The sequence below is a fragment of the Enterococcus sp. AZ156 genome (assembly GCF_051714165.1).
In the GTDB taxonomy this organism is placed as follows: domain Bacteria; phylum Bacillota; class Bacilli; order Lactobacillales; family Enterococcaceae; genus Enterococcus_B; species Enterococcus_B pernyi.
This window is the reverse complement of sequence record NZ_JBIORI010000001.1, coordinates 589,564-609,781: the sequence shown is the minus strand read 5'-3', so window position 1 is coordinate 609,781 and position 20,218 is coordinate 589,564. Positions and strand designations below refer to the sequence as shown.

Here is a 20,218-nt window from a genome sequence, read left to right as displayed (position 1 = left end):
AGTTATTTGGTTGTTACAACTTTTAACTTTGTATACTTTTTTCCTAACAACTAACGATCAATCCTATCAGCTATCGAATCTGATCATGAAGTTACTTATCATGCTCTCTCTAGGTTTACAGAGTATTTTTATACGCAGTAACAGGAACTATAAATTTGGTATCATTTTTACATACAATCAATCAACAATAGCTCAAATAGTTGAAAGACTTATTTGGTTCATACTTATTGTAAGTTATTTTTTTGTGTTTTATATTTTCTATTATAAATAATATAACTTACTTCACTTATCAAGCATTTGTAAGAAAGCACTATCAACTAATTCGCTTTAATGTTTTCTTCCTTAACTTTCAAAAAAGCTACATTTTTACAGAAGTTTTTTCCTTAAGCTATTTTGAGACTACTCAAATCCTCAATCAATCCTCGAACGATGGATCTCACGGTCAAAGGGGCGGATGTAAGTCACAGAGTAGTCGATGGCAATGATACTGCTGTATTCATAGACTTGTCCATCTTCTAATATAGCTCGGTTCGTGATTTGCATGGCTGGTGTACCGCGTTTACATAGCAATATTTTTGATTGTTCTTTGGAAGTCGTGATTGGGTCATAACTCGTGATATAGTGAGAAATTCGATAGCCTTTTTGTTCCACGTACTTTTGGATGGAATGTTCGATGACTTCTTGGGATAAGTCGGGAAACATTGCTACCGGCATTTTTGACATTTCTAACTGCTCGATTTTATAATCAACGATTCGAATACGTTCAAATGTCCAAACTTCGGCGCCGTCATCAAGTTGAAAGATTTTTTGCTCATCCGCCGTTGCTGGTGCTTTGTTTAAACTGATCATTTTTGAATGGATCCGATCATAAGGGGTACGTGTCAAAGAATTGAAGATCAAGGGATTTTTGACCCATTTTTCATGGATAAAGATACCTGATCCTTGAACGACACGGACAATACCGATTTCTTCCAGGTTTTTGATCGCTTGTTGGATCGTAAAGCGAGAAACATGATAGATTTCCGCTAGTTTTCGTTGATTCGGTAATTTTCCATCTTTAAATTCTTCTTGATAGATCTTACTCAATAAATCTTGGACGATGAATTCTCGTTTTTTCATGATCTTCTCCTTTACGGTTTACATTCACTTCTTTATCTTAACAAAAAAACAACCAATCACAACCCACTCATGATGAGCCAGTGGAGAACGAAACGTATTTAGAACAAAAAAGCCACAAAAATTGGCAAAAAGAACCATTTTTGTGACTTCATCTAATCAATTGAAGTTGAATCTTTCTTCTTGATCTTCCTAATTCAAACGTAATTCTTGACCAGGGTTAAAGAAGAAATCATCCATCGTCATGCCATTCAAGGACAAGATCGTCTCAACTGGCACACCCGTCCGTTGCGCAATTTGATTTGGACCTTCGCCTTCACGTACAACGGTTGTAGCTGCTTGATTGGCTTGATTGCTCGTATCTTCTGTGGACTGTGCCGTGTACTGATCGGCTTGTGACTCCGACGTTTCTGTTGTTTCTGGTGTCGCTTCCGTCGAAGGTGTCGTCTCTTCCGAAGAAGATTCGCTACTAGGTGTCGCTGCTTGAAGTTCCGCACTTGTTCGCAGATAAATGTCGGAGATCCGAGCGACCTGCGCCGTATAACTTGCAGATAGCTGATTGATCATGGTATCTAGGTCGATATCCTCCTTGTTGGAAGCATCTTGGTACATCCCTCTTAATTTACTGATTCCTTCATCCGACAAGGCTTGAAGTTCTCTTGCTTTTCGGTTGGCAATGACCGAAAGACCATTGACACCGTCTTGATTGTTTTGGATCTCTGCTTGGTATTCTTCGATCAACACTGGGGTTTTATCTTCGATTTTCTTCGAATAATCTGCAACGACTGCTTGTAGTTGTTCAGAAATAGCTCCTGAAGGTTCTGTTGCTTCGCTGCTTTCTTGTGTTGCTTCAGTTTCAGATGAAGCAGTAGTTGAAGCTGTGGACGATTGCGTCGTTTCACTCGTCTTTGCTACCGAGTTTTCACTGGCATTGTTTCTACTATGGAGATATAATCCAGTACCTGCACCAACCAGTAGTAAGACTACTGCAACAGCGGCACCGATTTTCATCATACGCATGCGTGATGCTTGTTTCTGTTGTTGTCTTCGAGCTGATCGAACATTGCCACGCTGTTCATTTTCTTCATTCATTTCATTCACCACCTGTTATTTCTGTAAAAAAATAGCGTTACCAACTTTCTTGTAGTTCCATTGTAGCAAATAATAAGCGTTATGAACATTTTTTATTATGTTATTACTGAAGAAAAATCACCATTTTTGATGATTCCAAGATTCTCCATCGATTTCTCCTTGCAACTGCTCGATCCGTTCATTGATTTCGACAAATAAGCGTGACATTTCATGAAGTAAGGCTTTGCCCTCATAATCCGCTTGCGTACTCAATTCGGCTAATTGTTCTGTCAACCATTGATCCATTATAAGGTCTTTCCTTTCATCTCTTGTAGTATAAATGTCAGATCTTCAATATTTTCTTTGGCTTCTTCTAACATCGTTTCGATCATCTGCTGCTTCATCGGTGCTTTTTCCTTGATGCGTTCATTTTGTGCAAATCGTTCGATAAACCAATCGATCCGATTGATCAGTGAAGGTTTTTCGACTAATGTGAGATATTGCTGATAACTGATCAGGCGTTCAAACCGTTGTTCTTGAGTTAAGTACATGAACTGTGCTAAAACAAACGGAGGCAAAAAGGTCATCTGGAATTTATGGGCAATTCGTTGATACGGACGCAAATACTCCGAGATCGTATACTCTTCTTTCCCACCTGCTTGGTATTCTTTTTCACTCACGCCGGTTGTTAAGACGATCCCTAATTCTTTACCTGATAAGACTGCTGTTGCCGCTTCTAACACTTGGTCTTGCCACATTTTCAAATGGGCTGGCGCGCTATACCAATAGAAAGGAAATTGGAAGATGATCCGGTCATGCTCTTTCAATAAAGCAAGTTCTGCTTGAAGATCAATTTCCCCATCTGGATAACAAGCTTCTAGATGATGCCAAGTAGTCGATAGCTGGCTGGATGCTTCTTTAAAAAACTGTTGGTTCAACGATGTGTCAATTGTCGGATGGCTGACAATAATCAATGTTTTCATAGCTTTTTCCTCCCGTTTTCTAGTCTAGCATATCCCAAGAAAAACCCAGTCAACAATGCCTTTATGTCTTAGGTCGCCCAAGAAATGATGGCTTGTTCTTCTAATTGCTTTTTTAATTGTTCTGCGGAAACTCCTTTGATCTTTTCGTTATTCATTCGTCTACGATAGTTTGTCGCCGTCTCACCAGTGAATTTCTTGAACATGCGGCTAAATACGACCAAACTATTGAAGCCGACTTGATAAGCGATTGCTTCAACGGATTCTTCCGTCAGAGATAAGAGAAACGCTGCCCGATTGATGCGAACACCAATCATATATTCTTTGATACTGATCCCCATATGATTTTTGAACACACGAGAGAGATGACTTCGGTTAACGGATAATTTTTTTGCGATCTCCTCAACAGTCAAACGCTCGCTGTAATGTTCTTCGATATACTGTACCGCATCAACAGCGAGGGCTGAATAACTTTTTTGTTCTCCTAAATGAACATAGCCACCATCTTCTAATAAGAGCGCGAGCAATTGATACGTCAACGCATTTAATTGCAGCTCATCGACTAGATTTTTTGTCGAGTAATTCATACATGCCAAGATAATCTCCACATATCTAGCAATTTCTGAAGAAACCATCGTGTATTGATCATCTTTGAATAAAGAATGTTGAATGATTTTATCGGCTACTGCCCCACCGAAGGAAATCCAACAGTAGACCCAAGGATCTTCACCATCCGCCAAATAAAAAGTAGAATCACCCGGTCTAATCAAAAAAAGATCACCTTTTTTTAATTGATATTGCTGATCTTTTACGCGATAGACTCCTTTTCCTTCCATCACGATATGCAAAATATAATCTTGACGAATAGCTGGTCCAAATGAATGAAAGGGCAATGTTTTAGAAAAACCGCAAAAGTCAAAGTATAGTTCTTGTGAGATGGATTGATGTTCTTTTTTCAAAAAAATCGCTTTTTCCATTGACGTACCCTCTTTCGTATTTTCTTTATTCTACTATAGATGCAACAAAAAGTTAAATACTGCTCACAGAAATACATTCAAGCAAGTGCTCTTCTTTGATATGATTGAATGGTAAAAACAGTAAACGCCCCATTGTAAACGCTTCATTTAATGGTATAGTTAATTTGATTAGGCGTAAACTGCGCCTACACCAACTACTAATCCAGCACCAAGAAAGGACTACTTAAATGGACATTACTAAAAAAACATTTGGACAATCTGCACATTTGATTACTTTAACCAATCAACAGGGTACGACCCTCGCTGTTACCGATTTAGGCGCACGGATCGTCAGTTTGACATTCATGGGTAGAGAGTTGATTCTAGGTTTTGATTCAGCAGAAGAGTATCTCGAAAAAGATGCCTTTATCGGAGCAACGATCGGACGAACTGCTGGGCGGATCGATGCAGGCAAATTCACCCTCGACGGCCAGACGTATCAACTACCTGTCGATCCTGCAACTGGTCACTCCTTACATGGCAGTACGCCAAGTTTTGAAGAAAAAATCTGGCAATACGAAATCATTGATGGCGAACAAGAAGCCACTGTGGTCTTTACCACGACTAGTCCCGACAAAGAGCGTGGTTTTCCAGGGAATTTATCCGTAGAAGTTCGCTATACCCTTACAGAAGATAATATTTGGCGTGTCACAACGAAAGCAGTCAGTGATCAATTGACACTATTCAACCCAACCAATCATGTTTATTTCAACTTGAGTGGTGATGTGACGCAACCAATCGATGACCATACTTTGTGGGTCAACAGTCAAACCTTTGCTGCTTTACGACCAGATAGCATTCCGACAGGTGAACAAATAGAAGTGACTGGAACACCGTTTGATTTTCAAACACCAACAAAACTAACGACTGTTTTCACCAGTGACTTTCCACAAAAAGAATTATTTGATGGAATCGATCATCCGTTCTTCTTAAAGGACACAGGCTTAGATAAAACGGCCGCTTCTCTTTTAAGTCCAGATGAAACAATCAAAGTCAGTGTCAGGACGGATGCATCGAGTATCGTCATTTTCACTGCCAACTTTGGGGAAGATACACCTGAAATGCGCGGGCAACGTTTAGCGAACCATGGCGGCATCACTTTTGAAACACAAATCGCTCCAGGAGCAGAACGTTACCCTTCTTTCGGCGACATATCTTTGGTACCGGAAACACCATTTGAGACGATTACAGAATTCAAACTTGAAGCAAGAGAGGAACAAGACAGATGAATAAAACAGCACATTTAACAACGAAATTCAATGAATTATTTGGTGAAAAACCAACAACAAACTATTTTTCACCTGGGCGAATCAACTTGATCGGTGAACACACGGACTACAACGGTGGACACGTTTTTCCTGCATCGATCACTTATGGCACTTACGGCGTTGCTGCACGTCGAGAAGACAACAAAGTATTAGTTTACTCAACAAACTTTGAGGAAATCGGCGTGATCGAATTCACGCTTGATGACCTGACATTTGATAAAAAAGACAACTGGGCAAATTATGTCAAAGGAATGATCTTGAAACTAAAAGAAGCTGGCTATACCATCGAGAGCGGTTTTGAATTGGTGATTGAAGGAACGATCCCTAATGGTGCCGGACTTTCTAGCAGTGCTTCGTTAGAATTATTAGTGGGGGTTGTTCTGGAAGATTTGTTTGATTTAGCGATCGATCGCTTGACACTCGTTCAAACTGGAAAAAAAGTAGAAAATGAATTCATTGGTGTCAATTCAGGGATCATGGATCAATTTGCGATCGGTTTTGGAGAAATCGACCATGCCATCTTGCTAGATACGAATACATTACACTATGAAATGGTCCCAGTTAAATTAGATGGCTACGCCGTGGTTATCATGAACACGAATAAACGACGTGAATTAGCGGAATCAAAATATAATGAACGTCGCAGCGAATGTGAAGAAGCCTTGAAACGTCTACAAACGAAGCTGGACATCAAAGCTTTAGGCGAATTAGATGAAGCGACTTTCGAAGCGAATACGGACTTGATTGGCGATGATACCTTGATCCGTCGCGCACGTCACGCCGTCACTGAAAATCAACGAACATTAAAAGCAAAAGCTGAATTAGAGCAAGGAAACTTAGAAGCTTTCGGTCTATTATTGAATGATTCTCATTACTCACTCCGTCATGATTACGAAGTCACAGGCATCGAATTAGATACACTTGTAGATGCTGCACAAGCGCAACCTGGTGTATTAGGTGCACGAATGACAGGCGCAGGATTTGGTGGCTGTGCCATCGCTCTAGTCAAAGAAGAGGAAATCCCCGCCTTTAAAGAAAATGTCCATGCACGTTATTTAGAGGTTGTAGGATATGAGCCAGAGTTTTATGTAGCACATATCGGAAGCGGTACGACGAAAATTTAGTTAAAAACAGAAACATGCGTCTGGGCTTGGCAAACAACCAAAATCAGGCGCATATTTTATTGAATCATGATTTTGAATCTAGGTTAAATAATTTTGAAAAAATATAAAAATCAGCTGTTGATTAGTTGCATCTTATTTTAATTATAAATTTCTTTTTCAGTTAAAAAGACAGAAAGAATGTATTTGCATTCTTTCTGTCCCAAATCATTCTAAAATTCTTTATTCCTCGTATCACTATTTTGACTTGCAACGCTACAAAGTGTTCAGTCGTTTAACCCAAGATCTCAACAATTGCTTTGTTGAATTCAGGCAAGTCATCTGGTGTACGGCTAGTAACTAATTGATTATCGATCACCACTGCTTCATCTTTGACATTGGCGCCAGCGTAAGCCACATCTGGACGAACAGTATCGTAAGCAGTCATTGTTCTACCTTCTGTTAGACCGGTTTGGATAAACAATTGTGGGCCATGACAGATAGCAAATAACGGTTGGTCATTTTTCAAGAAGTAAGTAACGAAATCAACAAAACGTTGATCCTTACGTAATTGATCCGGTGAGAATCCTCCAGGGATCAAGAGCGCATCGAAATCTTCAGGAGAAACTTCATCAATGCTGCGATCGATCGTGAACTCGCCACCTTTTTTGCCTTTGATCGTTTGGTTTGCTTCAAAACCAATCGTTGTCACTTCATTCCCCGCATTTTCCAATGCTTCTTTTGGTGAAGTCAACTCAATATCTTCGACTAAATCAGTTACGATTGCTGCAATTTTTTTTGCCATTTTTCCTCTTCCTTTCTTATCGCTTGATTCTAGCCTAAAGGATTTCAGAAAAGTGTGCAAATCATCTGTTTATGATTTATAACCTATTTTATTTAAAAGAAAAATGATAGTTTCTCTTTTAAAGTTAAGCACCTAGTTTTTCACGAACAATGGCTTCAGTCAATGTCTTTGAAAAATTTAGATGCATTTCTTTACCTAACTTATCTGCCCATTTTGGGATCGTTAACGTCTTTTTTACAGGTTCCTCTGTGCCTAAATATTCTGTTAGATCTACAGAGACCATTGAAATAAATGATTTTTCAGCATCATATTCTAATATGAACTCAGAGTCACTTTTAAAAGGGTTATTTTCTATAAGTGACAATGAACTGATAAGAGATGGTTCAGGTAATGTTCGGTCTTCTTCTATCTCAGCCGCCAAAAGAATACCTAAGTAATCAGAGGCATTTTCGAGCGCTTCAGGAATGTCAGATCCGCTTGTACCAGCCATCTCCGGAAAATCTGGAAAGAAAACAGAAAATCCCGAGTCATAGCCTTCGCTTGTTTCTGAATAGAATAATGCCGGATATGAAATAAGCATGATCCTCCTCCTCTCTCAAGAAGCAGGAACAAAGCTATTTTAACCCTGCCTGCCTCAGTATCGCATGTTCTGTCCCTTTAGGTAGCTTGGAAGGAACAATAATTGGTCGATTTACTCCTGGTAGTTTCACTTTTATATGAGAACCTTTTCCACCTTTAACTTTTAACCCACTTATGGAAATCAAGAGTTTGACCATTTCCTGTTATGTCATTGGCATTGTTACAATACCTCCTGACATATCTATACTAACACGTGTAACACGTGAAAAAAATAAAAAACACGTGCTATACGTGTAAAAGCAAATATAGAAAAATTATTCAAAAAAACCAAGGCAGCTATCTAGGTTCAGCTGCTTTGATTTATTTTCTGTATGTCGCTTTTTTATCCTCACGGCTACGGTACACTGGATATTCTCCAATCAATTGGACCGGAAATGCTCGCTGTTCCAGTAGTTTGATTGCTTCGTTCAATTTTGTATCTGCTTGTTCAATCTCTACTTCGATCACGAAAAAGTATTCACCTAACGAGGTTTTTTGCGGTCTAGACTCGATTTTGGTCAAATTAAGTTTTTGTTCTGCAAACACCGCAAGTACTTGATATAACGCACCTGGGCGATTTTCTGGCAAGTCTACAAATAGCGTTGCTTTGTAAGTACTGACTGGTAATTGAGATGACATCGGTGAGGAACCTAGTAGCCAAAAACGGGTTTCATTGTTGCGGATCGATTGGATATCTTGCTGAACGATGGTCAAACCAAACTGTTCCGCAGCTTCTTTAGGTCCGATTGCCGCGATTTTTTGTTCAGGATGCTCGGCAACTTGTTGGGCACCTTGGGCAGTCGAACCCATTTGCTCGATTTCCACGTCAGGGAACTGTTGCTTCAAAAATACTTGCGATTGTGCCAACGCTTGCGGATGACTACAGATTTTTGTTACCTCTTGCCACATCTGTTGATGCTTAGGATGTACCATCAATTGTTGCTTGATTGGTAAAACGATTTCTCCTTGGATCGTTGGTAAGGTTTCATAGACATGGTCTAATGTGGGCAATACAGAACCTTCGATGGAATTCTCGATCGGTACCATCGCATAATCGATCGCATCGTTGATCTGGGCATCAATCAAATTTGTTAAAGCTTGATACGGAGACCAATCGCCTTCGTTGAAATAATTCTTTACTGCACTATATGTGAAGGAACCTTTTGGGCCTAGATAACCAATTTTCATCGATTCATCACCTGCTTTATGATTTCTGAGACAACTTCTGCTGGTGATTTACCAGTTGTTTCTATCGTAAGATCTGCTAATGTTTCATAGTGTTTTTTCCGCGAAAAAAATAATTCTTTTAACTCTGTATCATCTTTATCGAGTGCCAACGGACGGGCTTGTTTGTGATCTTGGCGGATACGTTTGATCAAAAGATCGGGATCAGCTTTTAAGTAAACCACCAGATGATCTGTCAGCAGTCGTTGATTTTCTTCTTGTAGGATAACTCCCCCACCTGTCGCAATGATCGCTTCTTCTTGCAATGAGTTTTTCAGTAGCTTCGTTTCTTCCTGTCGAAAGGCAGCTTCGCCATGTAATTCAAAATACTGACTGATTGAACAGCCAAACTCCTCGACTAGTTTTGTATCCATATCGATCAATGGTTTCTTTAACTGCATAGAAAGCTTGCGACTGATCGTTGTTTTACCGGCGCCCATAAAACCAATCAGCACAATTGCAGCCATTAGTTTTTCTCCTTGATCAGACCAGCTAGATCAGTGAAGAAGTCAGGATAAGAAATATTTACCGCTTCTGGATGGTTCAATTCAACTGGCTCATCGGTCAATAATGCGGCAATCTGTAACATCATGCCAATGCGATGATCCCCATGACTGTCAACAATTGCCCCATGCAAAGGTGTCGGACCATGAATGATCAGCCCATCATCTGTTGTTTCGATGTTTGCGCCCATTTTTATCAATTCTTCCGCTGTCGCATCGATGCGATTTGTTTCTTTCACTTTTAATTCTTGTGCGTCCCGAATGATCGTCGTGCCTTGTGCTTGTGTTGCAGCTAATGCCAAAATCGGTAATTCATCGATCAAGCGAGGAATGATTTCTCCTTCGATCGTACATGCCTGCAAGTTGGCAGAACGTACCATTAAGTCAGCCGCTTGATTTTGTTGATCGATTTGCATTTCTTGGATCGAAGCCCCCATTTCGATCAATACATCTAAAATCCCTGTTCGTGTTGGATTGATTCCTACTTGTTTCAATAAGACTTCACTATCTGGCAAAATACTTGCTGCGACTAGATAAAAGGCTGCTGACGAAATATCCCCAGGTACCGCCACGTTTTGTCCAACTAACCGTTGTCCGCCAGCAAGTGTGATCACTTTATCTTCTACTCTGATTTCTCCACCAAATTGTTTGATCATTTCTTCTGTATGATTCCGTGAGCGTTCTTTTTCGATGATCGTTGTCTCACCATCTGCTTGAAGTGCCGCGAATAAAATCGCTGATTTGACTTGCGCACTGGCAATCGGCATCTCATATTCGATTGGTTTCAAAGGCCCACCAGTCACTCGTAAAGGTGGTAGATCTGGATGTTCGATCCCTTTAAGATCTGCACCCATTTCACGTAAAGGATTCATCACTCTCCCCATCGGGCGACGATTCAACGAGTCATCTCCAGACACTTCTGCCGAAATCTTACTTCCAGCTAAAATCCCTAAAAGTAAACGGATCGTTGTACCAGAATTACCTGCATCTAAACGTTCTGTTGGTGTTTGTAATCCCTCTACGCCATAACCATAAACATGGATTTTCTCTTCTTCCTCTTCTATTCTCACACCTAATTGTCTAAATATGGACATCGTACTCAAGCAATCTTCTGCTTTTAAAAAGTTCGTTATCGTCGTTTTTCCATGACTGATTGCACCAAACATGATGCTGCGATGAGAAATCGATTTATCTGCTGGAACCGTTAGCTCACCTTTGATCCCATGTGTAGCATTAAGTAATTGCATTGTCTCAACTCCTGATCCAACAGTGAAAATTTTCCGCTTGAATCAATGCTTGTCCTTTTTCTAAATCGGTTTGATTTTTGAAGGACAATTCAAGGACTCCGAAAATATCTTCTCTAGTTTCTTGTATTTTTAGATTGATGATTGAAATATCTGCTTGGCTCAAAGCCGTTGTCACCTTAGCAACTGCACCGGCAATATCCGGAATATCAACGTATAGATCATAGAACGCTGGAATCGTTCCTTGTCGTTTCTTCGGCAACTGATCCCTTGTTTGCTTCGCTTGTGCAAAAAATCGATAAATGGCCTCTTCATCATTTCTCGCAAGTTGTGTTTTCAATGTTTCCATGGAGGATTGCCATTCTTCTAGTAAAGACAGCATGATTTCTTGATTCGTTAATAAGATATCTGTCCACATTTTTGGATCAGAAGAAGCAATACGCGTAATATCTCGAAACCCTCCGGCTGCAAGTTGGGAGGCTCTTGGATGTTTTTGATTGAGTTCATCACTGGTTTGCACTAAACCAGCAGCCACGATATGAGGCAAATGGCTTAAAACGCCGACGATCTCGTCATGATTTTTGGCTTCCATCAACACAAATTTTGCTCGAGTCGGTTCTAATAGTTCCATCAGTTCAGCTACACGATCACTCTCATGATCATTGGTCAATATATAATAAGCTTCCTCGAACAAATTGGGATTGCCGGCTTTGACTCCAGATTTATGCGAGCCTGCCATTGGGTGTCCACCAATAAAAGTAAAAGGTAATTCCTTAGCCGCTGTCATGATTGCTGCTTTCGTACTGCCAGTATCACTGACCAATACAGTTTCCTTTAGCGGAAGTGTCGCTAATTGTTGCAAATAGTCCAAACTAACTTGTACAGGAACCGCTAATAAAATAACATCCATTTGACTTGCTTCTTCGATCCCAGACACCAGATGATCCACTAATTGGACTTCTTCTGCAATTTTTCTTGTTTCTGCTGAATGATCCCATCCATAAAGAGTCACATTCGATCCTTTGATGGCTCGGCAAAGCGAAGCACCAATCAGACCTAAACCTAAGACAAATACCTTTTTCTTCATATCAGTCTCCTCACTAAAAGTCTTGGATCATCTGCCGATGACTGGCAACAGATTTTTTCAGCTCACTCATGTTATCCGCTGGGAAATGTTCAAGGATCTCCACGGCAAGTGCTGTTGCAATGACGTGTTCAGCCACCACAGAAGCTGCTGGTACAGCGGTACTGTCGGAACGTTCGACACTTGCTTTATAGGCTTCTTTCGTGTCGATATCCACACTCATCAACGGCTTGTAAAGTGTAGGGATCGGTTTCATCACACCACGAACGATGATTTGTTCCCCATTTGTCATCCCACCTTCAAATCCACCTAAATGATTGGTTGTCCGGCGGTAGCCTTGTTCTTGATCCCAGGTGATTTCATCCATAACTTTAGAACCTGGTAAAGTCGCTGCATCAAAACCGATCCCAAATTCTACCCCTTTGAAGGCATTGATACTCAGCATGGCTTGTGCTAATTTTCCATCTAATTTTTTATCCCATTGGACATAACTACCCAAACCAGCCGGTACATTTTCAACCCGGACTTCGACGACACCACCTAAGGTATCACCTGCTTTTTTCGTCTCATCGATCAATGTTTTGACTTGTTCTTCGATCTCAAGGTCTACCATATTGACTTCGGAGATCGTTGTTTTTTCCTTGATCACCGCCACAGGTAGCACTTCAGGAATCGTTGCTTTGACCCCTCCAAGAACTGCTACGTGACTGGCAATTTCAATATCTAGTGCTGCTAGGATCTGTTTTGCTAAAGAGCCGATTGCTACACGCATGGTCGTTTCTCTAGCTGAAGACCGTTCTAACACATTCCTAAGATCTTGATGTTGGTATTTCATTCCACCAACTAGATCCGCATGTCCTGGACGAGGTTTGGCTACTCGACGACGTGTGACATGTTTTTCTTCGATTGGCTCGACTGACATCACCGTTTGCCAATTCTTCCAGTCTTTATTCTCCACGATCATTGTGATTGGCGAACCAAGCGTTTTACCATGTCGAATACCTGAGGTGATTTGGACACGATCTTTCTCGATCTTCATTCTGCCACCACGACCGTACCCCCCTTGTCGTCTCGCAAGATCTTCATTGATTTTTTCAAGTGAAACTTCTAAACCTGCCGGGATACCTTCAATAATGGCAGTTAACTGTGGACCATGAGATTCTCCTGCTGTTAAAAAACGCATTTATTTCCCCTCCTTTAAATAGTCTTTCACGGACTCAAGCGGAATTTCTTGGATTCTTGCTTGTCCGATTTTATCTAATAAAATAATTTTCAATGTCTTTCCACGTGCCTTTTTATCGTGGGTGATCGCATCATAAAGGGATTGCTCCTCCCAAGGTTGGTACTTGATCGGTAACTGATACTTTTCGATCATTTGGATCAATTGCGCAGTGATGCCCACTGGTGATTTTCCCATTTTTTCGGCTTGTTTGGTGATTTGCACCATACCGATCGCTACGGCTTCGCCATGACTGATCTGACCATAACCAGCAGTATTTTCGATGGCATGTCCGATCGTATGGCCAAAGTTCAGTAACAAACGATTCCCGTTATCGAATTGATCTTCTTCAACAACTTGTTTCTTCACACGCAACGCCTTTTCAATGATTTTTTCACTATTAGCCAGTAAGTCAGCAACTCCTGTTAATTTTGCCAAATCTTGCCATAGCGTTTCATCACTGATTGCGCCACACTTGATGATCTCAGCGATCCCTTCTTGGATTCTACGCTCTGATAACGTCATTAACGTCTCTGGATCGATCAATACCCCGTCTGGTTGTGCAAATGTCCCAATCATATTTTTCGCCATGGGTGCATTGATTGCTGTTTTTCCGCCAATGCTTGAATCGACCTGTGCCAGTAGGGAAGTCGGGATCTGGACAAATGAAATCCCTCGCATATAGGTGGAAGCAACGAAGCTGGCTAAATCGCCGATCACTCCCCCTCCAAGCGCAATCACCGCATCACTACGCGTAAATTGTTCTTCTGCTAAAAACGCATAGAGGTGAGCTGCCATGTCGAATGATTTGCTGCTCTCCTCAGCTGGAACAACATAATGGACGACTTCGTAGCTTGCCCGCAACTGTTGACAAATTTTTTCGCCGTATATCGGAAAAACATTCGTATCACTGATAATCGCGATTTTTTTATTTTTCCAGATTCCTTCGATCCACTCAGACACATGATCGAGTGCATTTCGTTCAATGATGATCTCATAGCTTTTTTCTGGTAAGACAACTTCTAACATGACGCTCCTCTTTTCTATAAGGCTTTGATTTTATTCATTGCTTCAACTAAAATCTCGACTTCTTCCATCATTCGTAGGTAGTTCTTTTCATTCAATGATTGCTGTCCATCTGACCATGCGTGGATTGGATCAGGGTGGATCTCTACGATCATCCCATCTGCGCCACTAGCAACACCGGCTCTTGCCATTGGTGATACGAGATCCCAAACCCCTGTACCATGACTTGGATCAACGATGATCGGGAAATGACTTAATTTTTTAATGATCGGTACAGCACTTAGATCGAAGGTATTGCGTGTCGCTGTTTCGTAAGTACGAATACCACGTTCGATAAAGATGATGTTTGGATTGTTTTGTACCGCAATGTATTCCGCCGCGTTCAACCATTCTTCGATCGTTCCTGAAATCCCGCGTTTCAAGCCAATTGGTTTTTCTGTTTTCCCAACAGCTTCTAATAGACGAAAGTTTTGCATATTTCTGGCGCCGATCTGAATGATATCTGTGTATTCGCAAACGACATCGATATGGGCTTCATCCATGACTTCGGTAATGACTTTTAAGCCGTAATGATCCGCTGCTTTACGCATCATTTTCAGTCCTTCTTCTCCTAATCCTTGGAAAGCGTAGGGTGATGTTCTAGGTTTGTAGGCTCCTCCACGTAGGACCGTTGCTCCACCAGCTTTTGCCATACGAGCAGTTTCCATGATTTGTTCTTCGCCTTCTACTGAACAAGGACCAGCCATCGTCACAAAACTACCATCACCGATTTTCAGGCCATCCACATCAACGACTGTATCTTGCGGATGAAATTCTCGAGAAGTCAGTTTGTACGTATTAGAGATTTTTACTGCACGCTCCACCGTGTCGTATCTTTCAAATGGTACACCTTGGATAATTTTTGGATCACCGATCAATCCTAAAACAAGACGATCTTTGCCGTAGTTGATCTGGACATCCAAGCCCTCTTCCTTGATACGTGAAAGTACTGGTTCTAGTTGGTTTACTTCAATTCCTGGTTTAATAATCAAAATCATAAAATAACATCCTTTTTTATTTTTATTTTTTTATCACTGTTTGAACACTTGATCGACAATGGAAAATCGTTCGTTGTTTACTTAAAATAACTCGGTGGAAAATGAACTGATGTGGTTCTCCTTTCGTTAGGTATAAAAAAAGCCCGCCGTAGACAAATCTACAGTGGGCCTTCACCAATTCTAACAAAAAAGCCACTATAGATTTTCATCTATGTGGCGGACAAGTCATCTCAAACATCCTTAGCCATCATAGATACAAACGTTGTGTTTGCACCCATGAATGTCATGAATACAAACCTATCTAAAATAGCTAAAGTAATACGTATTCAGTTGTGAATTCAATGTGATTTTCATAAGAAATCGCTCCAAACTGATTTAAGATTGGTTTAAGTATAGATTTCTTTCTGAAATAAGTCAACTACTTTTTCAAATCTTTTTCTCTTTATGCTAATGATCCTTTAGAAGACCGATGTTTTTTTAAAGTTCCTATTGATTTTTTCGTTGACAAAAAACGCGAACGTGTGTTCTAATCATGTAGAAGAGGTGACTGTTATGTTTAAAAATCAAAATCCTGTATTTGACTATCATAAAGAACCTTCTAGAGATATTTTATGTATTGATTGTAAGTCGTTCTATGCTTCTGTTGAATGTGTCTCACTTGGTTTAGACCCTTTAACAACCAAACTAGTTGTTATGTCGTACCCCGGAAATTCATGGGAAGAACGTGGTAGCGGGTTGATCCTTGCCTCTAGTCCAGCTGCAAAAAAAGCCTACGGGATCACGAATATCAGTCGTGCGCGTGATTTGCCCTTTCCTTATCCCAGTGATCTATATATTGCCCCACCACGAATGGCTTATTATATGGAGAAGAACAAAGAAATCAATGCGATTTATAAAACCTATGCAGACGAGAGTAACCATCATGTCTATTCGGTCGACGAAAGTTTTTTGGATATCACAAATAGTTTGAATTTGTTCGATGCTCCTGATGCCCGGACACTTGCAAAAAAAATTCGTCAAGACGTTTATGACCAGACAGGGATCTATACCACGATCGGTATCGGTGATAATCCACTATTGGCAAAATTAGTTCTGGATAATGAAGCGAAGGATACCCGAGACATGATCGCCGAATGGCGTTATGAAGACGTCCCTGAAAAACTTTGGCGGATTCCTCAGCTGACAGATTTTTGGGGGATCGGTCGAAAAACAGCGATTCGTTTAAATAAAATGAACATCCATAGCATCTATGAGCTTGCACATGCGGATTACTATCGTTTAAAAAGTGCAATGGGGATAATTGGTACACAACTTTATGCCCATGCCTGGGGAATCGATCGGAGCTTTCTTGGTGAAGTCTACACCCCTAAATCAAAAAGCATCGGAAATAGTCAAATCCTCAATAAGGACTATACCCGCCGAGAAGAGATTGAAATCGTGATCAAGGAAATGGCAGATCAAGTAGGCACACGCTTACGTCGAGAAGAAGCAAAAGCACAAGTAGTTAGTCTGTGGGTCGGCTTTTCTTTGGGCTACACAGATGTTTCAGGAAAAACTGGGTTTCACCAACAGATGAAAATCGAGCCGACCAATGCCAGTCATGTTTTAGCAGAAGCACTATTGATGATTTTTGATCGACATTATCAACGGCAAGATATCCGAAGTATCGGCGTCAACTGTTCTCGCTTAGTTTATGCGACTGGCTTGCAATTGAATCTATTCGATGATCCTAAAGAGCAAGTCAATGCGGCAAAGATTGACTTTGTCGTGGATAAGATTCGACAAAAATATGGATTTAAAGCAATCGTCCATGCACATAGTTTACTAGAAGGTGGTCGAGCAATCGCCCGCAGTTCGCTTGTAGGCGGTCATGCTGGCGGAATGGCTGGTATTGAAGGTGAGGGACATGCGACGCACGAAAAAAGAATTTCTCGATTACAATGAATACCGTGATCGCCCCTTTGGCTTGAAATGGGGAACCGCTTTTGCCATGGATGAGCTAGTTAAAGGGATCGAAGAAAATGCAGCAGTCGCCTTAAAAGACCTCCCTCCCCAATTGCAAATGACGAGAGAGGAAATCGACCAAGTACTATTACAGTCCTTTCTCTACCGACAAAGAGTGACCATCCAATTAAACACAAAAGATGAATTTGGTCGATATAGAGAAAATATCGAGGGCGTTTTCTTAGGCGAATGTGATGAAGAATATCTGACGATTGACCAGTACCAGATTCTCTGGGAGAACATTCGTCACGTTGGTTTGAAACAAGAAATGAAATGGTTTGAGTTTAGTACCAACAAGACATATGACGAACAAGTTTCCCGATCAATCGATTGGAACAAGCCAAACCAACAAGCTGAGTTGCAATTGATCAAAGATGAATTTTATCAAGCTTTTGAAGAGGAAAATGACTAAAAGGGAGGCGTTGCCGATGACAATGGTAAAGAATCATTTCGAAACTGTCATAATCACTGCTTATATTGCCAAACAAGAAATTACGATCCAAACAAAAAAGGGAGAAAACTATAGAGGAAAGATTCAAAAAAAGATGACAGAAGATGGCTTTTATGTAAACGAGGGCTTTATTGCTTGGGATGAACTTGATTCGATCGATTTAGAAGAGGAATATTTTCATTTTTGGCAAGAAATCGTCAAGCAAGCGATTGAGTAATTCAGATAAGCATTGGATTCTTCGGCCATTATTGAATGCTATTTCTCTCAACCTAAAAAGCATCAACCGGTAAACATGTAAAAAAGATTCTACCGGTTGATGCTACTATTCTCAGCAAAGAACGATTCTATTCGTAAAGTCTGAAAGCTTTAGTTCAAATAGTTTGGGTCAGCCAATAAAGATTGGATTTTATTTGTATCAATAACGAATTCTTGTGTCCCCATAGCACCAGGTGCTACCTCGTATTTATCAAAGAAGATAACCAGCTGGTGTTCTTTATTGATATAAAAACTAGGATCTTTTTTTAATAAAAATGAGCCATTATCCTCTAGAGCAAAATAAGTTGATTCTGGATTTTTTTCCATACGATTTTTCATCTGTTCTTCAATTTCCTTTGAAAGAGCAATGAGATAATCATCATTTTTAAATAATAAAGGCAAAGACACAAGTACCTCATTTTGTTTATCTAACGTGTCAAATTGATTGTTCGTTTGCGTACTTGCAATTGTCTGTTCGATTGAACGATCAATCACTAAAAATCGCTCATCATTGACCAATATGCGATATCCACCTGTTGTATCAATCTGTTGCCCGTTTTTCTTGATTTCTTTCACTCCTTCCTCATAAGCTTGTTGTCCCTCTGCGAGATATTTTCGATTCAACTGGTCATGGATTTCTTCTTTTCCAATTATTTTTGGAACAGCAATCCTGATACCCGATTCCTCTTCTTGGAATGAATAGGTTTTCCCAGTAATGATCGAAACCAATTCTCCGAGAATAGGGATTTCTGTCGCCCATACGCGAAAGTCTCTATTTTGAACACCTGCGAACAAAATAAGTACAGAGCAGACGATCCCCAAACCGATATGAACAGCATGTTTTACTTGTCGTTTCACCTTCACTTTTTTCTTGGCAATCGTAAAACGCTTGAATAGCTCATCTTCTAGCTGTTCAGGAATTTCCCCCGCTCGATACGCCTGATTCATCATACTTATTTTTTTCTTTGTTCCTCCCATTTCGCTATCCACTCTCCTTTATTTTAAAATTTCTTTGTAATTATCTAGTGAGCGATACATTTTTGTTTTCACTGTATTCTCATTTAAATTTAAAATCTGAGCAATTTCTTTCAATGTAAATCCTTCAAAAAATTTCAAGATAATAATCTCGCGTTCTGGGCTAGGCGTTTGGCTCAATAATTCACGTAATTCCATGTAAGAAACATCATTTTGACAATCGATGAATTCAAGTCCTGGACAGTCTTCCAATTCAAAATTCAAAGGCATTCGTTTATTCTTGCGCCAATAATCAATTGCTGTGCGGACTAAGATTTTATAAAACCAAGCTTGAAAATGATCGATCTTCTTTACCTTTGAGAAATCCATCAGCGCTTTTTGAAAGCTATCTTGGATAACATCTAGTGCATCTTCCGAACAGTGTGTATAACTATAAGCGATTCGATACATTTTTTGATATTGTGTCTCAATCAGCTGTTCTAACTGAGATTCATAATGTCTGACTCGCTGCTTTTTTGCTATCCGATTAAAAATATTAGATCCCTCCCTATCTCAAATAATAAATTTCACCCAGTTCTCGCATAAAATCCTTGTTTGCTTCCTTACGTGGTTGTGTATCTTTCGTTCTAGTCGACTCGCTTGTCCCTATCTCTTGTGGCTTTTCTTCTATGATCGAAAATGTATCCATTGAATACATCCATAAAAAAAGGCTGGTAAACAGGAACAATAAGACTAGGAAAATTAGTTCTATCGTTAAAAATGAATAGTTTTTTTCATGTTTCATACGCTCACTCCGCTTTCTTTTTTTATACTTAATTAGACGATCGTTTTCTAAGAAAAGTTTCAAAAAAATCAACTTTATTTTGAATCACTAACTTTGCACAAAAGACAGTTTGTGAGATTCTGATAAAAGTGTTAAGCTCCGCTAAAAAGCACCAAAACCCCACAATTATTCATCGATGGATTTTGGTGCTTGTTTATGTAGTATTCACTTCTAGAAAACCATTTATTCGTTTTTAGCAATCACAGTACCATCTGGCAGCTTATCTTTCCATTTTTTATCCGAAATTTTTTCTCCCAAATAACTCCTCACTTTTCAAAAGGCACGAAACCAACGATGATATCTTTAAAAAAAAGAGTCAGCGATTTGACGTACTCCAAAGGATAGACCCAAGTGGAAAATAAACCAGGCAAGAATATCAAGAATCACTAACACTCCAGT

General features: G+C 40.1%; 22 protein-coding genes. 5 read left to right on the top strand and 17 right to left on the bottom strand.

Features of this window, described 5'->3' with window-relative positions; all coding sequences use genetic code 11:
• Nucleotides 1-411: 411 nt before the first annotated feature.
• The 5 genes from IGJ95_RS02975 to IGJ95_RS02955 all read right to left on the bottom strand — a co-directional run bounded on the left by IGJ95_RS02975 (nt 412) and on the right by IGJ95_RS02955 (nt 4,144).
• Nucleotides 412-1,119, bottom strand: coding sequence for a GntR family transcriptional regulator (locus IGJ95_RS02975; protein ID WP_010736257.1), 708 nt, complete (start codon nt 1,117-1,119; stop codon nt 412-414).
• Between the two features lie 189 nt (nt 1,120-1,308).
• Nucleotides 1,309-2,208: a LysM peptidoglycan-binding domain-containing protein gene (locus IGJ95_RS02970; RefSeq protein ID WP_071866708.1), complete on the bottom strand. Its 900-nt coding sequence runs from the start codon at nt 2,206-2,208 to the stop codon at nt 1,309-1,311.
• Between the two features lie 117 nt (nt 2,209-2,325).
• The gene (locus tag IGJ95_RS02965; RefSeq protein WP_010736259.1) at nt 2,326-2,493 is read right to left on the bottom strand and encodes a hypothetical protein; all 168 of its coding nucleotides are present in this window, start codon (nt 2,491-2,493) and stop codon (nt 2,326-2,328) included.
• The gene (locus IGJ95_RS02960) at nt 2,493-3,170 is read right to left on the bottom strand and encodes an NAD(P)H-dependent oxidoreductase (protein WP_010736260.1); all 678 of its coding nucleotides are present in this window, start codon (nt 3,168-3,170) and stop codon (nt 2,493-2,495) included. The genes IGJ95_RS02965 and IGJ95_RS02960 overlap by 1 nt, the downstream gene beginning before the upstream one ends.
• A 68-nt stretch (nt 3,171-3,238) precedes the next feature.
• Nucleotides 3,239-4,144 (bottom strand): AraC family transcriptional regulator, encoded by a 906-nt coding sequence (locus tag IGJ95_RS02955; RefSeq protein ID WP_010736261.1) that lies wholly within the window; start codon nt 4,142-4,144, stop codon nt 3,239-3,241.
• Between the two features lie 227 nt (nt 4,145-4,371).
• Between IGJ95_RS02955 and IGJ95_RS02950 the strand changes: the two genes are divergently transcribed.
• Together IGJ95_RS02950 and IGJ95_RS02945 are read left to right on the top strand one after the other, a co-directional pair.
• The gene (locus IGJ95_RS02950; RefSeq protein ID WP_023519140.1) at nt 4,372-5,412 is read left to right on the top strand and encodes an aldose epimerase family protein; all 1,041 of its coding nucleotides are present in this window, start codon (nt 4,372-4,374) and stop codon (nt 5,410-5,412) included.
• Nucleotides 5,409-6,575, top strand: a complete 1,167-nt coding sequence (locus IGJ95_RS02945) for a galactokinase (protein WP_010736263.1) — start codon at nt 5,409-5,411, stop codon at nt 6,573-6,575. Before IGJ95_RS02950 ends, IGJ95_RS02945 begins: the two co-directional genes overlap by 4 nt.
• A 271-nt stretch (nt 6,576-6,846) precedes the next feature.
• Here the strand turns inward: IGJ95_RS02945 and IGJ95_RS02940 are convergent, their stop codons facing one another.
• From IGJ95_RS02940 to aroF, 10 genes are all read right to left on the bottom strand, one after another.
• The gene (locus IGJ95_RS02940) at nt 6,847-7,356 is read right to left on the bottom strand and encodes a type 1 glutamine amidotransferase domain-containing protein (protein ID WP_010736264.1); all 510 of its coding nucleotides are present in this window, start codon (nt 7,354-7,356) and stop codon (nt 6,847-6,849) included.
• Between the two features lie 124 nt (nt 7,357-7,480).
• The gene (locus IGJ95_RS02935; protein ID WP_010736265.1) at nt 7,481-7,936 is read right to left on the bottom strand and encodes a type II toxin-antitoxin system HicB family antitoxin; all 456 of its coding nucleotides are present in this window, start codon (nt 7,934-7,936) and stop codon (nt 7,481-7,483) included.
• 34 nt (nt 7,937-7,970) lie between these two features.
• Nucleotides 7,971-8,132: a type II toxin-antitoxin system HicA family toxin gene (locus tag IGJ95_RS02930; protein ID WP_023519139.1), complete on the bottom strand. Its 162-nt coding sequence runs from the start codon at nt 8,130-8,132 to the stop codon at nt 7,971-7,973.
• A 163-nt stretch (nt 8,133-8,295) separates the two neighbouring features.
• Nucleotides 8,296-9,162 carry a prephenate dehydratase gene (gene pheA, locus IGJ95_RS02925; RefSeq protein WP_023519138.1) on the bottom strand — a complete coding sequence of 289 codons (867 nt, stop codon included), beginning with the start codon at nt 9,160-9,162 and terminating at the stop codon, nt 8,296-8,298.
• Nucleotides 9,159-9,665 (bottom strand): shikimate kinase, encoded by a 507-nt coding sequence (locus IGJ95_RS02920; protein ID WP_010736267.1) that lies wholly within the window; start codon nt 9,663-9,665, stop codon nt 9,159-9,161. The genes pheA and IGJ95_RS02920 overlap by 4 nt, the downstream gene beginning before the upstream one ends.
• Nucleotides 9,665-10,948: a 3-phosphoshikimate 1-carboxyvinyltransferase gene (gene aroA, locus IGJ95_RS02915; protein ID WP_023519137.1), complete on the bottom strand. Its 1,284-nt coding sequence runs from the start codon at nt 10,946-10,948 to the stop codon at nt 9,665-9,667. Before aroA ends, IGJ95_RS02920 begins: the two co-directional genes overlap by 1 nt.
• Before the next feature lie 4 nt (nt 10,949-10,952).
• On the bottom strand, nt 10,953-12,032 hold the full coding sequence (locus IGJ95_RS02910; RefSeq protein ID WP_010736269.1) for a prephenate dehydrogenase: 1,080 nt from the start codon (nt 12,030-12,032) through the stop codon (nt 10,953-10,955).
• A gap of 13 nt (nt 12,033-12,045) precedes the next feature.
• Nucleotides 12,046-13,212 (bottom strand): chorismate synthase, encoded by a 1,167-nt coding sequence (aroC, locus tag IGJ95_RS02905; protein ID WP_010736270.1) that lies wholly within the window; start codon nt 13,210-13,212, stop codon nt 12,046-12,048.
• Nucleotides 13,213-14,277, bottom strand: a complete 1,065-nt coding sequence (aroB, locus tag IGJ95_RS02900; protein WP_438761428.1) for a 3-dehydroquinate synthase — start codon at nt 14,275-14,277, stop codon at nt 13,213-13,215.
• A gap of 14 nt (nt 14,278-14,291) precedes the next feature.
• Nucleotides 14,292-15,311 (bottom strand): 3-deoxy-7-phosphoheptulonate synthase, encoded by a 1,020-nt coding sequence (gene aroF / locus IGJ95_RS02895; RefSeq protein ID WP_153830442.1) that lies wholly within the window; start codon nt 15,309-15,311, stop codon nt 14,292-14,294.
• A 552-nt stretch (nt 15,312-15,863) separates the two neighbouring features.
• Here aroF and IGJ95_RS02890 point away from each other — a divergent pair.
• Genes IGJ95_RS02890 through IGJ95_RS02880 form a run of 3 tightly spaced genes read left to right on the top strand, consistent with a single transcriptional unit; the run spans nt 15,864 to nt 17,983 of the window.
• Entirely contained in the window at nt 15,864-17,255 is a 1,392-nt protein-coding gene (locus IGJ95_RS02890; protein WP_153830441.1) for a Y-family DNA polymerase, read from the top strand.
• Nucleotides 17,218-17,727, top strand: a complete 510-nt coding sequence (locus IGJ95_RS02885; protein WP_153830440.1) for a hypothetical protein — start codon at nt 17,218-17,220, stop codon at nt 17,725-17,727. Before IGJ95_RS02890 ends, IGJ95_RS02885 begins: the two co-directional genes overlap by 38 nt.
• 16 nt (nt 17,728-17,743) lie before the next feature.
• Entirely contained in the window at nt 17,744-17,983 is a 240-nt protein-coding gene (locus IGJ95_RS02880; RefSeq protein ID WP_010736276.1) for a hypothetical protein, read from the top strand.
• Nucleotides 17,984-18,132: 149 nt separating this feature from the next.
• Here the strand turns inward: IGJ95_RS02880 and IGJ95_RS02875 are convergent, their stop codons facing one another.
• On the bottom strand, nt 18,133-18,999 hold the full coding sequence (locus IGJ95_RS02875) for an RsiV family protein (RefSeq protein WP_228760936.1): 867 nt from the start codon (nt 18,997-18,999) through the stop codon (nt 18,133-18,135).
• A gap of 18 nt (nt 19,000-19,017) precedes the next feature.
• Complete coding sequence (locus IGJ95_RS02870; RefSeq protein ID WP_023519128.1) at nt 19,018-19,446, bottom strand: RNA polymerase sigma factor; 429 nt, start codon at nt 19,444-19,446, stop codon at nt 19,018-19,020.
• Nucleotides 19,447-20,218: the final 772 nt, after the last annotated feature.